Below are 20,385 nucleotides of genomic sequence, written 5' to 3'. Positions count from 1 at the left end.
AGACCTGGGCGCCGGGTAGGCCCGGGGGTGCCGACTGCGCCAGGTGGGTCAGGTTGCGATGGCTGATGGCAACACCTTTGGGGACACCGGTAGTGCCCGAGGTGTAGATGAGGTAGGCGATGTCGTCCGGGTCGGGTGCGGGCAGCGCGGTGCCGGGTTGGCCGTCCACAGCAGGGTCGTCGACGTCGATGACCGACATGCTGTACCCGTCCAGTCGCGACCGCAGGCCCGCGGTGGTGAGAGCGGCGACCGGCGCGGCATCGGCGATCATGAACTCGATCCGGGCGTCGGGCAGCGCGGGGTCGATCGCCAGATACGTTGCCCCGGACTTGAGTACGGCCAGCATCGTCGCCACCGCCTGCGCGGATCGCTCCAACAACAGCGCCACACACGAGCCCGGCCCCACCCCGTCGGCGCTCAACCGGTGCGCCAACCGGTTGGCGGCCTCGTCGAGTTCCCGATAGGTCAGTGAACGGCCGCCACTGCGGATCGCGACCGCCTGCGGCGAGCCGGCCACGTGGCCGCCGAACAACTCCGGAACGGACACGGGCGCGGGCGTCGGCTCGGTCAAGACCGCCCGGTTGCCGAGCTCATCCAACCGGGCATGCTCAGCGGCATCCAGCACATCCAGCGACGACAACCGCTGGTCTGGGTAGGCGGTCATCGCGTCCAACACGCGTTCGAACCGCTCGATGAGTGCGGCGACGGTTGCCGTGTCGAACAAGTCGCTGCGGAATTCGACCGCCCCGCCGATGCCGGCGGGCTCGCCCGCCTCGGTGAAGCGTTCGGCAAGCGAGAACGACAGGTCCATGCGGGCGGTGTGGGTGTTCACCGGCACCTGGGTGGCTCGCACATCGCCCAACGCCAATCCGGCGGCGGGGTCGTGGTTTTCGTGCCCGGAGAGGTTCTGCCAGGACAGCATCACCTGGACCAGGGGGTGATGGGCTAAGGACCGGGTTGGGTTGAGCCGCTCGACCAGCACCTCGAAGGGCACGTCTTGGTGATCGTAGGCGGCGAGGCTGCGCCTGCGCACCTGGCCCAGCAGGTCGCCGAAGCTGGGATCTCCGGCCAGATCGACCCGCAACACCAGGGTGTTGACGAAGAACCCGACCAACTCGTCGAGCGCGGGATCGCCACGCCCGGCGATCGGAAACCCCACCGCCACATCGGAACTCGCGCTGAGCGCCGACAGCAGCACCGCCAGGGCGGTCTGAACCACCATGAAGCTGGTCGCGTTGTGCTCACCGGCGAGCTGGCGCACTCGTTGCTGGAGCTCCGCCGGCCAGTCCACGTCGGCCTTGGAGCCGTGCAGGTCGGCCACCGGCGGATACGGCCGATCGGTTGGCAGCTGCAGGAATTCGGGCATCCCGGCCAGGGCGTCCCGCCAGTAGGCCAGCTGCCCGGCGATGGGGCTGTTGCCGTCGTCGAGATCGCCGAAACGTTCGCGTTGCCACAACGTGTAATCCACGTACTGCACCGGCAAGTCAGCCCAGCCCGGGGTGCGCCCCGCGCTCCGGCTGGCATACGCCTTGCCCAGATCACGCAACAGCGGCGTGATCGACCAGCCGTCGGCGGCGATATGGTGCACCACGCCGACCAACACGTGCTCATCGTCGGCGACACGGAAAAGCCTTGCACGCAGCGGTATCTCGGTTGCCAGGTCAAACTTGTGAGCCGCTGCCTGCTCGACGGCCTCACTCAGCCGGCTCGGCGACCATGCGGCGGCGTCGACGATCTCCCACCTCAAGTCGGTCCGCTCGACGGACACGACCCGCTGCTGGGGTATGCCGTCGGGCGCGGCAATCACCGTGCGCAGGCTCTCATGACGTGCGATCACGTCGACCAGCGCGGCACCCAGCGCGTGGACATCAAGGCGCCCGCACAACCGCAATGCCACCGCCATGTTGTAAACCGCTGAGGGGCCGAGCAATTGGTCGAGGAACCACAACCGATTCTGGGCGAAAGACAACGGCACCACCGCCGGGCGCTCGACAGCCACCAACGGCTTGCGCCGCCCTGCCTCGTCGCCGATACGGGGCGCCAGCTGGGCGATGGTGGGAAAGTCGAACAACGTGTGCACGTCGAGGTCGGTGTCCAGCGCGGTGCTGATCGCGGCGACCAGACGCATCGCGGACACCGAATTCCCGCCCAGGTCGAAGAACGAGTCGTCGATGCCGACCCGGTCGAGCCCGAGCACTTGTGCGTAGATGCCGGCCAGGATCTCTTCGGCGGCGTTGGTCGGGGCGCGATAGTGTTCGGCAGCTTGGTATTCCGGCACTGGCAGGGCGCGGGTATCGAGTTTCCCGTTGACCGTCAAGGGGAGTGCCGGCAGCATCACGATCGCCGCGGGCACCATGTAGCTCGGCAACCGCTCGGCCAGCGCGGCACGCGCGGTGGCCGGGTCGGCGGTCCCGGTGATATAGCCGACCAGCCGTTTGTCGCCGGGGCGATCTTCGCGCGCGATGGCCGCGGCCTGGTCGACCCCGTCCAGTGCGGTCAGGGCCGCCTGGATTTCACCGAGTTCGATGCGGTAGCCCCGGATCTTGACCTGTTGGTCGGCGCGACCCAGATACTGCAGTTGCCCATCGGGGCCCCACCGCACCAGATCCCCGGTGCGATACATCCGCGTCCCCGCTCCGCCGAAGGGACAGGAAACGAACCGTGACGCGGTCAGCCCCGGCCGGCGCACATACCCGACCCCGACGCCCTGGCCGGCCACGTAGAGTTCGCCGACCGATCCGGGCGGAACCGGGTGCAGCAACTCGTCGAGGACGAACAGCGCCGCCCCCGGCACGGGCGTCCCGATGGGCACCACCGTCGAATCGGGGCTGAGCGGGGCGCTGATCGTGGCGTAGACGGTGGTTTCGGTTGGGCCGTAGCCGTTGATCATCACGCGCCCGGGTGCCCAGCGGTCGACCAGGTCGGCGGGGCAGGCCTCACCCGCGGCCATCAGCGCCACCGACTCCAATTCCTCGGTGGAGAGTGCGGCCGCCGCTGAGGGGGTCTGGCTCAAGACGGTGACGTGTTCGGTGACGAGCAGGGCGTGGAGGTCCGACGGTGCGCCGGCCACCGCCTCGGGCACCACGACCAGCCGCCCGCCGAACAGCAGCGCGCCCCAGATCTCCCACACCGAGAAGTCGAACGCGTAAGAGTGGCACTGGCTCCACACCTGTGCCGGAGTCAGTTCCAGCCCGACGTCGAGTGAGTCGAACAGCCGGGTGACGTTGTGGTGGGTAACCGCAACCCCTTTCGGGACACCGGTGGTGCCCGAGGTGTAGATGATGTGGGCGATGTCGTCCGGGGCCGGGCCCGGCAGCGGGGTGTCCGGCTGGGTGTCGATGCATGGGTCGTCGACCTCGACGACGGCCAGCCCACATCCGTGCAGCCGCCCGGCCTGCGCGGCGGTGGTGACCGCGGCCATGGGCGCGGCGTCGGCGATCATGAATTCGATCCGGGAGGCGGGCACCGCCGGATCGATCGGCAGATACGCCGCACCGGTTTTGAGTACCGCCAGGATCGCCACAATCGCCTCCGCGGACCTTGAGAGCAGCACGGCCACGCACGCACCCGGGCCGGCGCCAGATCCAACCAGCAAGTGCGCCAGCCGGTTCGATACCTGATCGAGCTCGCCGTAGGTCATCGAGCGGCCCTCGAAGGTGACTGCCACCGCCTCGGGCGCGCGCTCCACCTGGGTGGAGAACAGCGTCGGAATCGACACGGGCGCCGAGGCCTTGGCCAATATCGCGCGGTTGCTCCACTCATCCAGGTGTGCGTGCTCAGACTCGTTGAGCAGATCGATGGACAACAGCCGCCGTGTTGGATTGGTGGTCACGATTGGCCGCCCAGATCGCTGGTCATCGCCACCAATGCCCGCTGGAAGCGCTCGATCAATGATTCGATGGCGGCCGCATCGAACACGTGGCTGTCGTACTCGACGCGAAGGATCAATTCGCGGTCCGGCCGGGCCTGCATCGTCAGCGGGTAATGGCTGGATTCGGTGCCGGTGAAATCGGTGATGGCAAGTCCGTTGTTGTTGAGCAGCGCGGTGGTGTCGATGGGGTAGTTCTCAAACACAAACAGCGTGTCGAACAACTGGTCGTGCCCGGTGATGCGGTGAATTTCGTTGAGCGCCAGATGTTGATGGTCGAGGGTGTGGTTGTGGGCACTCTGGAGCTGGTCGAGCAGGTCGGCGATCGTGGTCGCCGGTGTGATGGTGGCCCGCACCGGGACGGTGTTGATCATCAGTCCCACAATGGATTCCGCATCGGTCACCTCGGTGGGCCGTCCCGAGACCGCGGCGCCGAAGACGACATCACGCCGGCCGGTCATCGACATCAGCACCTGCGCCCAGGCGCCCTGAAGCACCGTGTTGACGGTAGTGCGACAGGATCTGGCCAGCTCGTTCACGGCCTGGGTGGTGGCCTCCGGAACCCGGGCCGAGGCAACGCCTCGCGGTCCCAGCTTTGACCGGCCCGGCGGCCCGACCAGCGTGGGAACATCGAAACCGGCCAGCACGTCACCCCAGGCCGCCCGGGCGGCGGCCAGGTCGCGCTCGGCGAGCCACGTGACGAACCGTCGATACGACCCGGCGGCCGGCAGTCGCTGGCGGTAATAACTGGCGAAGATCTCTTGCAGCAGGATCGGTAACGACCACCCGTCGAGCACGATGTGGTGATTGGTCAGGATGACCCGATGCCGTTCCGGCCCGGTACGGAGCAGAGCAACGCGAAAAGCCGGCGAGCCCCTGAGGTCGCAGACCGCGGCGCGCTCCGCGGCGCATATCCGTCGGACCTGCTCGTCGACATCGGTCTCGAATTCGAGGAATTGCCAGATAGATTGCGGATCGGCGGGGATGACTTGCACCGGTTGGTCGAATTGACTGCAGAATCGGGCGGCCAGTTGCGGGTGACGGGCGATGACGGCGTCCACTGCGTCGTGCAGGCGTTCGGGGTGAAGCGGGCCGGCGACGGTGATGTCGAGTTGCATTGCGTACAGGTCGTTGTCGCTGTTCTGTCGGGCGGAGTGGAACAGCAATCCCTGCTGGAGCGGGGTGAGCGGCAGGATGTCGGCGATTCGGTGATGCTGCTGCAGCTCGTCGATCTGCCGTTGGGTGAGGTGGGCGGGGAAGACGTCGGACGGAGTCAGGCCGCCGCCCCCGCGTTGAACGTGGGCACAGATGCCGGTCAGCGCGTCGAACCACAGCTGGCTGAGCCGGGCGACCTGGGTGTGATCGAGCGCCGAAGGGGCCCAGGTCCAGTCGGCATGCAGGTGAGGACCGGTGGCCGTGTCGACTGTGCTGGCGTTGAGTTCCAGCGTGTGAGCCAGCGGCATGGGCCCCGCCGCGGCGGAGGCGGAGACCGCGAGACCGTCTCGGCTGATCCGCCACAGTTCGGCGGAGTCCTCGGCCGCGCCTAGCCGCCCAAAGTAATTGAACCCGATCGTCGGGTCGGATTCGGGGAGCGCGGCATCTCGGTTGAGGTAGCGCAGCAGGCCGTACGTTATGGCGTCGGGCAGGTCGCGAAGCTGTTCCTTGCCCCGCTTGACGATCGGGCCGACTGCAGCGTCACCGGTCACCAGCTGGGCCCAGTGCAGCCCGTCGACTGCCAGCGCCACGGGGTACTTGGTGGTGAACCAGCCCACGGTGCGGGACAGGTCGACATCAGGGGCGAGATCCTCGTAACGGCCGTGGCCCTCGACGTCGATTCCGATAGGCCCGCCACGCTCCGAGCCCGAAAACTCGGCCCACGCCAAACCGAAGGCGATCAACAGGATGTCTTGGATGCCGGCGTGAAAGGCCGCGGGTACCTCACCGAGCAGTAGGCGGGTGGTCTCGGTGTCCAGCGAAACCGTCAGATGCCCCGCGCTCGCGTAGGTATCACTCTCGGGCTTTGGTGGTGTGAGCGCGGCCTGCGTCGTCGCCACCCGTTGCCAGGTCTTGGCGTGGTTCACGATTTCGGGCTGGTCGGCGTGCTCGGCGAGCAGCGATGCCCACCGCTGGAACGACGTTCCGCCCGCGGGCAGTTCGATTAGCTGACCACCGGCGTGTTGAGCCCAGGCGATGTTGATGTCCTCCAAGAGGATTCGCCAGGACACCGCATCGACGGCAAGATGGTGAATGATCAGCGCCAGCTGGCCGGTGTCGGCCACCCACAGCGCGCTGACCATTCTCCCGCCGGCGGGGCTCAGCCGTGCCCGGGCGTCCGCCACCGCGCCGTCGGTGAACGCATCGACGGCGTACAGGCAGCCGCCGGCATCCACCGCACCGGCCTCGCGCGCGGTCAGTGTCCACTCGCCGGCATCGCCCTCGGCGACGTGCAGCCGCAGCATGGCGTGATGGTCCAGCAGGGCTTGCAGGACCACCACCACGTCCGCGTGGGTGACCCCGGGCGGCGCCTGTAGCACCATCGTCTGGTTGAACTGATCCACGGGGCCGTCGATGTCGTGCAGCCAATGCATGATCGGGGTGACCGGTACGGGGCCGATGCCCTCGTCCGCAGCGGCTTCCAGACCCTCGGTGGCGTGGGCGACGCGGGCCAGTCGGGCAACGGTCTGTTCGACGAAGATGTCGCGCGGGCGGCACACGAGTCCGGCGGCGCGGGCGCGGGCGACCACTTGCATCGACGAAATGCTGTCGCCGCCAAGGTCGAAGAAGGAGTCGTCGACTCCTACCCGCTCGAGTCCCAGGACTTGGGCGTAGATGCCCGCAAGGATTTCCTCGACGGCGTCGGTCGGGGGACGGTAGTTATCGACATTGGAATAGTCGGGCGCCGGAAGGGCGCGGGTGTCGAGCTTCTTGTTGGCCGTCAAGGGCAGCGCGTCCAATGCGATAACGGCGGCGGGAACCATGTAGCCCGGCAGCCGCTCAGCCAAGGCGGTACGGACGGCGGCCGGCTCGGCGGTGCCGGTGATATAGCCGACGAGTCGTTTGTCGCCGGGATGATCTTCGCGGGCGACGACGGCAGCGTGGTCGACGCCCTCGAGAGCGGCCAGCGCCAACTGGATTTCGCCGAGTTCGACGCGATAACCGCGGATCTTGACCTGTTGGTCGGCGCGTCCGAGGTAGTGCAGTTGTCCGTCACGGCCCCACCGCACCAGATCTCCGGTGCGATACATGCGCGCCCCGGGGCCTCCGAAGGGGCAGGCCACAAATCGGGCCGCGGTCAGTCCCGCCCGACGCAGATAACCGACACCGACGCCGCGGCCGGCGATGTACAGCTCACCAACCACCCCCGGCGGTACCTGAAGCAACGACTCGTCGAGGACGAACAACGCCGCCCCGGGCACCGGGGTGCCGATGGGCACCGTCCCCGATCCGGCGGTCAACGGCGCACTGATCGCGACACACATCGTCGTCTCGGTCGGACCGTAGGCATTGATCATCACTCGTCCGGGCGCCCATCGATCGACCACTTCGGGGGCGCAAGCCTCACCGACCACCACCAGAGCCGCCGACTCCAGGCCTTCGGGTGACAACACACCCACCGCGGAAGGGGTTTGGGTAAGCACATCGACTTCACCGGTCACCAGCGCATCGTGGAAGTCGGCCGGTGACGTGGTCACGTCTTCGTTCACCACCACCACGTGCCCGCCACGCAACAGGGCGCCGAAGATCTCCCACACCGAGACGTCGAAGGCCAGGGAATGACACTGCGGCCAAACGCCTTTGGGCGGAAGGCCGGCGTCCAATGAGGCCAACAACTGCGTGACGTTGTGGTGAGTGATGGCAACACCTTTCGGCACACCGGTGGTCCCTGAGGTGTAGATGAGATACGCGATGTCGTCGGGGGCGGGCGCAGGCAGCGGTGTGCTCGGCTGGGTGTCCACGGCGACGTCTTCCACGTCGAGGACGGTCAGCCGGTGCCCATCCAGCCGCGAGCGCAGGGCCGCGGTGGTGATCGCGGCGATAGGCCCGGCATCGGCGAGCATGAAATCGATCCGGCCCGCCGGTAGCGCGGGGTCCAGAGGCAGATAAGCCGCCCCGGTCTTGAGCACCGCCAAGATCGCGATGACGGCCTCGGCCGAGCGGGAGAACAGCAGCGCCACGCTCTCACCGGGACCGGCGCCATTCCTGGTCAGGAAGTGCGCCAACCGGTTTGATGCCGCGTCCAATTCGCGGTAAGTGCAGCTGCGTCCCCCGTCGCTGATGGCGACCGCGTCGGGGGTGCGGGTCACGTGGCCGGCAAACAGGGCCGGTATGGAGACCGGCCCGGGCGCCGGCCGGGTCAGGATTGCCCGGTTACCCGTCTTGTCCAGACGGGCGTGCTCGTCAGCATCCAACACATCGATCGTCGACAACCGCGCCCGGGGATCGGCGGTCATCGCCACCAGGATGCGCTGGAACCGATCGACAAGAGTGGTGATGCTGTCGGGGTCGAACACGTCGGTGCGGAATTCAACCGCGCCTCGGATGCCGTCGGGCGCGTTGGCGTCGGTCCAGTGTTCGGACAGCGAGAAGGTCAGGTCCATGCGGGCACTGTGGGTGTCCAGCGGCAGCTCGGTAACCCGCACGTCACCCAACGCCGGCACAGCGGTGGGGTCGCTGGCGTGCCCGGGCAGGTTCTGCCACGCCAACGCCACCTGAACCAGCGGATGATGGCTCAGCGACCGGGTGGGGTTGAGCCGCTCGACGAGCACCTCGAACGGCACGTCTTGATGCTCGAAGGCCAGCAGGCTGCGCCGGCGAACCTGGGCCAGCAGCTCGGCGGCGGTTGGGTCACCGGCTACGTCGACCCGCAACACCAGCGTGTTGACGAAGAATCCCACCAGGTCATCGAGCCCGGGGTCACCACGCCCGGCGATCGGAAATCCCACGGCCACATCGGAACTCGCACTGAGCCGCGACAGCAGTACCGCCAAGGCGGTCTGCACCACCATGAAACTGGTCGCGTTGAGGTCGCGGGCCACTTGGCGTATGCGGCGCTGCAGCTCGGCCGGCCAGTCCACGGTTACTTTGGCACCACGCTGATCTGCCACCGAGGGATAGGGCCGGTCCGTCGGCAATTCGAGGCGCTCGGGCAGGTCGGCCAGGGCGTCTTCCCAATACTTCAGCTGGGCGGCGATCCGGCTGTGACCGTCGTCGAGCGCACCGAACTGCGCCCGCTGCCACAGCGTGTAATCCACGTATTGCAGCGGCAATTCAGGCCATCCCGGGAGCCGCCCGTCGCATCGGCTGGCATAGGCCTCGCCGATGTCGCGGATCATCGGCGCCACCGACCACCCATCGAAGGCGATGTGGTGTACTGCGCACACCAGCACGTGCACCTCATCGGCGACCCGGAAAAGCTTCGCGCGCAGGGGGATGTCGGTCTCCAAGGTAAAGGGGTGACGCGCCGCTTCGTCGATTGCCTCGTCGAGTCGGCCGGACGGCCATCCGGTGGCGTCGATGACTTCCCAGCCGAAATCCGCCCGCTCGGCGGGGATGACGAGTTGCTGCGGTAGCCCATCCAGTGCGGGAAATGTCGTGCGCAGGCTTTCGTGCCGGGCCACCACGTCGGCCAGCGCTGCGCCGAGCGCTTCGGCGTCGAGCGGGCCGCGCAACTGCAGGGCCACCGGAATGTTGTAAACCGAGGAGGATCCCTGCAACTGGTCGAGAACCCACAGCCGGTTCTGGGTGAACGAGAGGGGGATCATCGCCGGGCGCCGGTACGCCCGCAATGGCTCACGGCGATGGGTCTCGTCGTCGAGGCGCGACGTCAGTTGCGCAACCGTTGGCGCGTCGAACAATTCGTGCACGGCGAGGTTCGCGTCCAGCCCGGTGTTGACGGCGGCGATCAAACGCATCGCCGACAGCGAGTCCCCGCCCAGGTCGAAGAACGAGTCATCAGCACCGACGCGTTCGACGCCCAGCACCTGGGCGTAGATGCCGGCCAGGATCTCTTCAGCGGCGGAAGCGGGGGCCCAGTAGTGCCCGGGGGCGTAGTCGGGCGGGGGCAGGGCCCGGGTGTCGAGTTTGCCGTTGACCGTCAGCGGCAGCGCGTTCAGCACCACGATCGCCTGGGGAACCATGTGACCCGGCAGCCGCACGGCCAGCGCGGCGCGCACCGCAACGGGATCGACGGTGCCGGGGGCGGTTTCGACGACGTATCCGACCAGTCGTTTGGCGCCGGGAACGTCCTCGCGGGTGATGACCGCGGCCTGTTCGACGCCGTCGATTTCGGCCAGCGCGGCCTGGATTTCGCCGAGTTCGATGCGGTAGCCGCGGATTTTGACCTGCTCGTCGGCGCGACCGAGGTAACGCAGTTGCCCGTCGGCTCCCCAGCGCACCAGGTCACCGCTGCGGTACATCCGCGCGCCGGGCCCGCCGTAGGGGCACGGCACGAACCGCCCTGCGGTCAGCCCGGGCCGGCCGATGTAGCCGACGCCGACGCCGCGTCCGGCCACGTACAGTTCGCCGACCACTCCGGGCGGCACCGGGTGCAGCCATTCGTCGAGGACGAACAATGCCGCTGTGGGTACGGGTGCGCCGATGGGGACCGTCCCCGAACCCGTCGTCAGCGGGGCGCTGAGCGTTGCGTAGACGGTGGTTTCGGTGGGGCCGTAGGCGTTGATCACCACCCGCCCCGGTGCCCACCGGTCCACCAGCTCGGGCGGGCAGGCCTCGCCGCCGAGCAATAGCGCCACCGACTCCAGCCCTTGCGGGGGGAGCGCCGCGGCCGCCGACGGCGTTTGGGTGAGCACGGTGACGCCCTCGGCGATGAGCAGGGCGCGCAAGTCGTCCGGTGATCTGGTCACCTGGTCGGGCACCACCACCAGGCGCCCACCACCCAGCAGGGCGGCCCAGATCTCCCACACGGAGAAGTCGAACGCATAGGAGTGACACTGCGTCCACACCTGCTCCGCGGGTAAATGGGCCGACGCCGACTCCACCAGGTGGGCCAGGTTGCGATGGCTGATCGCAACCCCTTTGGGCACTCCCGTGGTGCCCGACGTGTAAATGAGGTAGGCGATATCGTCCGCAGCGGGCGCCCGGAGGGTGGAGCGGGGTTGAGCGGTCGTGCGGTCGTCGGTGATATCGATGACGGCGAGGGCGTGCCCGGCCAGCCGTGGGCGCAGGGCGGTGGTGGTGACCGCGATGATCGGCGCGGCGTCACCCAACATGAATCCGATCCGCTCGTCGGGCAGGGCCGGATCGATCGCCAGGTACGCCGCCCCGGTCTTGAGGACCGCGAGCATGGCGATGACAGCTTCGGCGGAGCGTTCCAACAGCAGCGCCACCCGCGCGCCGGGGCCGGCGCCGAGACCAGACAGTGAATGCGCCAAGTGATTCGACGCCTCGTCGACGTCCCGATAGGTCAACGACCGGCCCGCGCAACGGATGGCCACCGCCCGCGGCGAGCTGGCTACCTGGCCGGCGAACAGTTCCGGGATCGACACCCACGCCGGTGCGGGTCCGCCCAGAGCCGCCCGGTTGCCCATGTCGTCGAGGCGGTTGCGCTCGTCGGCGTCGAGCAGGTCGAGCGCCGACAGTGGGAGTTGCGGATCAGCGATCATCGCCGCGACGATCCGCCGCAGCCGGTCGATGAGCGTGTCAATGCTTGCGGCGTCGAATACGCCGGTGTCGTACTCGATCCGGAAGCTCAGTTCGGGTCCGGGCGTGGCCTGCATGGTCAGTGGGTAATGGTTGGCCTCGTGGCCGTCGAACGCGGTGATGGTCAGCCCGTCCGCGCCCGCCAGCGTGGTGGAGCCGATCGGGTAGTTCTCGTAGACGAACAGGGTGTCGAAAAGTTGGTCGTGACCGGTCGTGCGGTGAATCTCGTTGAGCGCCAGGTGTTGATGGTCGAGGGTGTGGTTGTGCGCGGCATGGAGTTGGCCGAGCAGGCCGGCGGTGGTGGTGGTTGGTCTGATCGTGGCCCGCACCGGAACGGTGTTGATCAGCAGCCCCACCATGGTGTCGGCACCGGCCAGCTCGACGGGACGCCCGGAGACGGCGGTGCCGAAGACAATGTCGCGCTGGCCGGTCATGCCCATCAGCAGTTGCGCCCATGCTGCCTGCAGGACGGTGTTGACGGTGGTGTGCTGGGATCGCGCCAGCTCGTTCAACGCCGATGTGGTGGACCCGGTCATCGCAAACGCGCTAGTGGCCTTGGCGCCGGGCCTGATCCGGGCCGGCGGGGCGACGAGCGTGGGAGTGTCGAAGCCCGCGAGGGTGTTGTGCCAGGCCGCCCTGGCGGCGTCGAGGTCTCGCTCGGCCAGCCAGGTGACGAACCGGCGGTAGGGTGTGGCCGGCGGCAGCTGCTGGCCCTGGTAGCTGGCGAAGATCTCCTGCATCAGTATCGGTAGCGACCAGCCGTCGAGCACGATGTGGTGGAAAGTCAACACTATGCGGTGCTGGTCTTCGGCGGTGCGGATCAACGCCGCCCGGAAGGTCGACGCGCCCCCGGCCAGGTCGCAGACCGCGGCGCGTTCCGCGGCGCACAGTCGCTCGGCGCCCCCGTCGGGCTGGGAGTCGTAATCGAGGTATTGCCAGGGTATTTCAGGGTCGACAGGAATGATCTGCACGGGTTCGTCGAATTGCGGGCAGCAGCGGGCGGCGAGGTTGGGGTGGCGCCTGATGACGGTTTGCACGGCGTCGTGTAGTCGGTCGGGGTGCAGTGGACCGGCGACGGTGATGTCGAGTTGCATCGCATACAGGTCACCGAGAGCGGGAGCGGTGTGGAACAGCAGTCCCTCCTGCAGGGGTGTGAGGGGCAAGATGTCGGCGATGTCGTATTGCGCTTGCAGCTCGTCGATTTGGTGTTGGGTGAGCCGGGCGGGAGCGATGTCGGAGGGGGTCAGTCCGCCGCCGCCACGATGGACATGGGCGCAGATGCCGGTGAGGGCGTCAAACCAGAGCCGGCTGAGCCGGCCGACCCGGGTGTCATCGAGCGCCGAGGGCGCCCAGGTCCAGGTGGCGTTGAGTTGTGGGCCGGCGTCGGTGTCGATGGTGGCGGCGTTGAGTTCAGCGGTGTGAGACAGGGGCATTGGCACCTCGGCGGCAGCGCCGGCGACCGCCAGGCTGCCCTGGTCGACTCGCCACTGGCCGCCAGAGATGTGGGTGTCGGCCGGGTCGCCCAGGCGTCCCAGATAGTTGAATCCGATGGTGGGGTCGGGCCCGGCCAGATCGGTGTCGGTGTTGAGGTACCTCAGCAGCCCGTAGCTCAGGGGATGGGGCACGGCGCGCAGTTGTTCCTTGATGCGCTTGACGATCGAGCCCAGTGCTGCGTCGCCGGACGTGACCTGCGGCCACCGCAGGTCGCCGACATTCAGGCCCACGGGGTATTTGGTGGTGAACCAGCCAACCGTGCGCGACAGGTCGACGTCGTCGACCAGGTCGTCGTGGCGGCCGTGCCCTTCGACATCGATGGCAAGGGGGCCGTCGCCGGTGCCGAGGAATTCGGTCCAGGCCAGTGCGTAGGCGATCAGCAAGATCTCGTGGATGCCCGCATGAAACGCCGCCGGAACGTCGGTGAGGAGTCGGCGTGTGGTGTCGGTGTCCAGCGAGACCGTCAGGTGCCCGGCGCTGGTATGGGTGTCTTGCTGTTGGGGGCGGGGGAGGCCGACGGCGGTGCTGGTGATGTGTTTCCACGTGTCGGTCTGCTCGGTGACCGCCGGCGTGTGGGCGTGTTGCTCGAGGATTTCGGCCCAGCGCCGGTATGAGGTACCACCGGCGGGCAGGCTGATGGGTTGGTCGCGATGGCGTTGAGCCCAGGCAATGTTTAAGTCCTCCAACAAGATCCGCCACGAGACTGCGTCGACCGCCAAGTGGTGGATGATCAGCACCAGTTGACCGGTGCCGGACACCCACAGCGCGCCGAGCATGGTTCCGGCGGCGGGGCTGAGCCCCGACCGGGTCCGGACAAGCTCCTCATCGCTCAACACGTCGGCCGTGCGCAGGCACTCACCGGCGTCGACGACGCCGGTCTCGGGGACGGTCAGCGTGCGGCCTTCGGTGCCGTCCCCGTGGACTCGGAGCCGAAGCACGGGGTGGTGGTCGATCAAAGCTTGTAGGACGGCGAGCACATCGGTGGGCGTGACGCCGGGCGGTGCTTGGAGCACCATGGTTTGGTTGAACTGGTCGACGGGGCCGTCGATGTCGAACAGCCAGCGCATGATCGGGGTGGGCCTGATCGGCCCGACACCCTCATCGATGACGGTGTCGTGCCCGTCGGTGATTCCGGCGATGCGGGCCAACCGGGCCACGGTTTGTTCGACGAAGATGTCGCGGGGGCGACAACTCAGCCCGGCCGCACGGGCGTGGGCCACTACTTGCATCGACAAGATGCTGTCGCCGCCGAGGTCGAAGAAGGAGTCGTCGATGCCGACCCGTTTGATGCCGAGCACCTGGGCGTAGATGGCGGCCAGGATTTCTTCGACCGGTGTGGTCGGAGCGCGGTAATGCTCGGTGGTGTAGTCGGGGGCGGGTAGGGCGCGGGCGTCGAGCTTGCCATTGACCGTGATGGGCAGCGCGTCCACCGCGACGACCGCCGCGGGCACCATGAAGCCGGGGAGCCGGTCGGCCAGTGCGGCGCGCGCAGCGGCAGGGTCGACTGTGCCGGGGCGGGTTTCGGTGATGTAGCCGACCAGCCGCCTATCGCCCGGGCGGTCTTCGCGGGTGATGACCGCGGCGTGCTCAACACCCTCGAGAGCGGCCAGCGCGGCCTGGATTTCGCCGAGTTCGATGCGGTAGCCGCGGATTTTGACCTGCTGGTCGGCACGGCCGAGGTAGTCGAGTTGTCCATCGGGGGCCCACCGGACCAGATCCCCGCTGCGATACATTCGTGTTCCCGGCGGCCCGAAGGGACAGGCCACAAACCGCGACGCCGTCAACCCCGCCCGGTTGAGATAGCCGATGCCGACGCCGTGGCCGGCCACATACAGTTCGCCGACGACCCCGGGCGGCGCCGGGTGCAGCCATGGATCGAGCACGAACAGTGCCGCCCCGGGCACCGGCACGCCGATGGGGACGGTCGCACGGTCGGGAGTCAGCGGGGCGCTGATGGTGGCGTAGACGGTGGTCTCGGTGGGACCGTACCCGTTGAGCATCAGCCGGCCCGGGGCCCATCGGTTTACCACCTCCGGTGGGCACGCCTCCCCGGCGGCCATCAGCGCGACCGCCTCCAACCCGTGCGGTGACAGCGCCGCGAGCGCGGAGGGGGTTTGACTGAACACGGTGACCTGTTCGGCGATCAGCAGTGCGTGCAGGTCGTCGGGGGAGCGGGTCACCTCGTCGGGCACCACTACCAGCCGACCGCCGAATAGCAGGGCGCCCCAGATCTCCCACACCGAGAAGTCGAAGGCGTAGGAGTGGCATTGGGTCCACACCTGCTCGGGCCCCAGCCTGATTCCGGTCTGCAGGGCGTCGAACAGCCGGGAGACGTTGTGGTGAGTGACGGCAACACCTTTGGGCACGCCCGTGGTGCCCGAGGTGTAAATGATGTGGGCGACATCTGCTGCCGCCGGGGCCGGAAGACCGGTGCTGGGTTGGCCGTCAATGCGGGGATCGTCGACCTCGAGGACTACCAGGTCGCACTCGCCCAAGCGGGGGCGCAGCGCGACGGTGGTCATCGTGACGACCGGTGCGGCGTCCTTGCGCAGGAAGGCAATCCGCTCGTCGGGCACTGCGGGGTCGATCGGCAGGTAGGCCGCCCCGGTCTTGAGCACGGCCAGGATCGCTACGATGGCCTCGGCCGACCGGGTGAACAGCAGCGCTACATTCTCACCCGGACCAGCGCCGCATTGAACGAGCAGGTGCGCCAACCGGTTTGACGCCTCGTCGAGTTCGCGGTAGGTCCAGGAGCGCGGCCCGCAGCGCAGGGCCACCGCCTCCGGGGCGCGCGCCACCTGCTCGGCGAACAACGCCGGGATCGAGACCGCCTCCGCCGGCCGGGCCAGCACGGCGCGGTGGCCGAGCACGTCGAGCCGCGCGGCCTCATCGGAGTCGAGCACATCGATCGACGACAACGCCGCCCGCGGGTCGGCGGTCATGGCAGCCAGCACCCGCTGCAACCGGCCGACCAAGGCGACGACGGTGCCCGGCTCGAAGACGTCGGTGCGGAACTCCACGGATCCCGAAATCCCGTCCGGCTCACCGGCATCGGTGAAGCGCTCGGCCAGGTTGAACGTCAAATCCATGCGGGCGGTGTGGGTGGCGACCGGTAGCTGCGCGACCTCCAAATCACCCAACGCCAACCCGTCCCCCGGATCACCTATGCTTCCCGGCAGGTTCTGCCAGGCCAGCATCACCTGCACCAACGGATGATGAGTCAGCGACCGCGCCGGGTTCAGCCGCTCGACGAGCACCTCGAAAGGCACATCCCGATGCTCGAGAGCGGAAAGCCCTTTCAGCCGGACCTGGGTCAGCAGCTCGGCCACCGTGGGGTCACCGGTCAGGTCCACCCGCAGCGCCAGGGTGTTGACGAAGAACCCGACCAGATCGTCGAGCGCGGGATCGTCACGGCCGGCGATCGGAAAGCCCAGCGCCACATCCGAAGTCGAACCGAGTCGTGAGAGCAATACGGCCAATGCGGCCTGCATCACCATGAAACTGGTCGCGTTGCATTCGCGGGCGGCAGCCCGCACCCGCTGCTGCAACTCCGCGGGCCAATCCACCGCCATGGTGGCCCCACGCTGATCGGCGGCCGGTGGGTACGGCCGATCCGTGGGCAACTCCACGCGATCGGGCACCCCGGCCAGCGCATTCTCCCAATACGCCAGCTGTGCGGCGATCGGGCTGTCGGCGTCATCAAGGTCGCCGAACTGGGCCCGCTGCCACAGTGTGTAATCCACGTATTGCACCGGCAGCCCGGCCCACCCCGGAGCAAGGCCCCGCCGCCGCGCCTCGTACGCCGCGGTGATGTCTCGCACCATCGGCGCCAGCGACAACCCGTCAAAGGCGATATGGTGCACCACGATTCCCACCACATACCGCTCTGGAGCGAGCGAATAGATCTGCACACGGATCGGGATCTCGGTCGACAGATCGAATCGATGACCGGCCAGCGACGTCAATTCGCCGGCCAGATCTTGCTCGGCCAACTGCACTATCGCGGCATCCCCGCGTTGCCACATCCGGCCCTGGGGCGGCAGCACCCGCTGGAAGGGCACGCCGTCGACGTCGGGAAAGACGGTTCGTAGGGGTTCGTGGCGGGCGACGACGTCATCGAGCGCCGCGCAAAGAGCCTCGATGTTCAGTTGCCCGCGGATTCGGAAGGCGGCCGGCATGTTGTATGTGGTTGTGCCGCCTTGCAATTGATCGAGGAACCACAGTCGCCGCTGGGCGAACGACAACGGAACCCGGGCGGGCCGTTCGCCGGCCACCAATGGCGCGCGCTTGGCCGCTTCCCCATTGAGCCGGGGCGCCAGCAGTGCGACCGTGGGGGCGTCGAACAGCGTGCGCAGCGAGAGTCCGGCATCCATCGACTTGTTGATCGCGGCGACCAGGCGCATCGCCGACAGTGAATCCCCGCCCAGGTCGAAGAACGACTCGTCGACGCCAACGCGCTGCGCCCCGAGCACTTGGGTGTAGATGGCGGCCAGGATCTCCTCGACTGCGTTGGTGGGGGCCCGGTACCGTTCGGCGTCGCCGTATTCGGGTGCCGGTAGGGCGCGGGTGTCGAGTTTGCCGTTGATCGTCAACGGCATTGACTGCAGCACCACGAGCGCCGCGGGCACCATATATCCGGGCAGCCGCTCGCCCAACGCCGCCCGCACGGCACCGGGATCGACAGCCCCAGCGTCGGTTTCGGTGACGTAGCCGATCAATCGCTTGTCGCCGGGACGGTCCTCGCGCACGACCACCGCGGCCCGTTGGACGCCATCCAGTGCCGCCAGGGCGGCCTGAATTTCGCCGAGTTCGATGCGGTAGCCGCGGATCTTGACCTGCTCGTCAGCGCGCCCGAGGTAATCGAGCTGGCCGTCGCGCCGCCAGCGCACCAGATCCCCGGTCCGATACATCCGCGTTCCCGGCGGCCCGAAGGGGCAGGCCACGTATCGCGACGCGCTCAGCCCGGCCCGGCGCCAGTACCCCACCCCCACACCTCGCCCGGCGATGTACAACTCGCCCACCACGTCGGCGGGCACCGGACGCAACCACGCGTCGAGGACGAACAACGCCGCTCCGGGCACCGGCGCGCCGATCGGCGGCGCGCCCGTTCCGGCGGTCAGCGGCGCACTTCTCGACGCGCACACTGTGGTCTCGGTGGGACCGTAGCCGTTGACCATGACCCGCCCAGGCGCCCAACGATCGACGGTCTCGGCGGTGCAAGCCTCACCGGCTACCAGCAGCGCCGCAGATCCTAAACCTTCGGGGGACAATCCTTCGACGGCTGAGGGGGTTTGGCTCACGACGTTGACCTGTTCGGTGAGCAGCAGTGTGTGCAGGTCTTCCGGTGAGCCCGCCACCGGTTCGGGCACGATCACCAGCCGGCCGCCGAACAACAGCGCGCTCCAGATTTCTTCAACCGAAGCGTCGAAGGCCAACGAATGCCACTGCGCCCACACCTGCCCCTGCGGGTTCAGCGACGCCAGCAGCTGGGTCACGTTGTGGTGCGTGATTGCAACACCTTTCGGCACGCCGGTGGTGCCCGAGGTGTAGATGATGTATGCGATGTCATCGGGTGAGGGCAGCGGCAACGCGGTGCCGGGTCGGGTGTCGGCAGCGTGGTCCGTGACGTCGATGACCACCTGGTTGCACCCGTCCAGCCGCGACCGGAGTTCCGCGGTGGTCAAGACGGCGATCGGGGTGGCGTCGTTCAGCATGAACTCGATGCGGGACCGGGGATGCTGCGGATCGATCGGCAGGTATGCCGCACCGGTCTTGAGTACCGCCAACATCGCGACGACGGCCTCCGGGGAACGGCTGAACAGCAATGCGACACACCCGGCCGGGCCCGCGCCATGTTCGGTCAGCAGATGCGCGAGGCGATTCGCGGCCTGATCGAGCTCCCCGTAGGTCATCGACAGACCCGCGAACCTGACGGCCACGGCCCCGGGTGCGCGCTTTACTTGCGCGGCGAACGACTCGGGAATCGAAACCGGTTGGGCCGACGCCTGCGTGAGCACCGCGCGGTTTCCCCATTCTTCGAGTCGGCCGTACTCGTCGGCGCTGAACGGATCGATCGAGGAGAGCCGCCGGCCCGGGTCGGCCGTCATCGCCAGCAAGACGTCTTGCAGCCGCTCCGCCAGGTCCGTGACGCCGAGGGCCGGAAATGGTTGGCCGGTGCCCTCTGTGCCGAACAGAAGTTCGTCGCCGGCGGCAGAGAAGAACAACCCGAAGCCGTCCGTCAGGCCGGAATTGGTGAATGACGCCGAAGCCGGCAGGCCACCGAAGTCCAAGGTGAATGCGGACGGAAGAAAGTTGACGCTCACCCGGTGGGCTCGCTGCTTTCGGCCGCGGAAGCGGGACTTGCGTTCCAGGGCTTGCACCGGAAAACGCTGATGTTGCAGGGCTTCTCGAATCCGGAGGTCAACATGCCGACAGAAATCGGCGACCGTAGCGTCCGGCGATACCGTCACGACCAGCGGCACGACCCCGGAAAACACCCCGGGGAGGGTCTTGGACTCCGGATCCACTCGCCTGCTTACCGGGAAGTCCAGTACCACGTCAGGGCCTTGGGCGCACCAGCCGTGTACCAGCAGCGCGCACGCCGCGGTGATAACCGACGATCGAGGCATGTCCCGCACCTGTGCCGACTCTTGGATCCGGCGCAGCACCACCGGATCCAGGCGAACCGGCGCGGAGGAACGACAACGCCCGGGCTCGCTCGCCTCGCGCGGCAGCCAGTGCTCGAATTCGCTTTCGGGCGGCAGGTTGTGCGCCCAATACGCCTGATCCTCTTGGTAATCGGCCGACGCTTCGTAGGCTGCCTCGCACCTGACCAAGTCCTCGAGGGAGCCGAAGAACGGGGGCGGCATGGACGCGCCCGCGACAATGGCCGAGTAGAGGGTGGCGATCCGGTGGCCGACCAGCGCAATGCCCGTTGCGTCCACGACGATGTGGTGGCAGCACGTGAACCAATGGAATTCGTCGGGCCGTGTCTGAAACAGCGCGAACCTGAACAGCGGTCCCGTGAGCGGCATCGGCGTGCGTTGAATGGACGCGGCTATCTCGTAGGCGTGTTGCAGGGGACGCTGCGACCCGGTCAGGTCGTGGAAAATCAGCTCCAGTTTCGGATCATCAATCGTGGTCTGGAAAACCTGGCCCTGCTCTTCAAAAAACGTTGCCCGGACCGGTTCAGCCTCCTGCAGCGCTCGGCGGATCGCCCACACCAAGGGCTCTCGCTGCAGCCGACCCTCGATTTTCGCGAAGAGCCCGAGCTGCCACTCCGCAGTGAAGCGGCCCGTCTCCTGCGCGAGCCAAATGTCCAACTGCCCGGGCGTCAGCGGGAGCGCCCGGTCGTCACGTTCCAT

At 67.8% G+C, this 20,385-nt stretch carries 1 pseudogene (cut by a window edge); it reads right to left on the bottom strand.

From position 1 onward, the window contains the following. Positions 1-20,385 (bottom strand): annotated as a pseudogene (locus A5750_RS26585) (non-ribosomal peptide synthase/polyketide synthase) (its annotated part extends 7,007 nt beyond the left edge of the window); the annotation flags it as partial.

The organism is Mycobacterium sp. 852002-51613_SCH5001154, assembly GCF_001667425.1.
Lineage (GTDB): Bacteria > Actinomycetota > Actinomycetes > Mycobacteriales > Mycobacteriaceae > Mycobacterium.
Note: the sequence above shows the minus strand (reverse complement) of the source record. Positions and strands in the feature narration are given on the sequence as shown.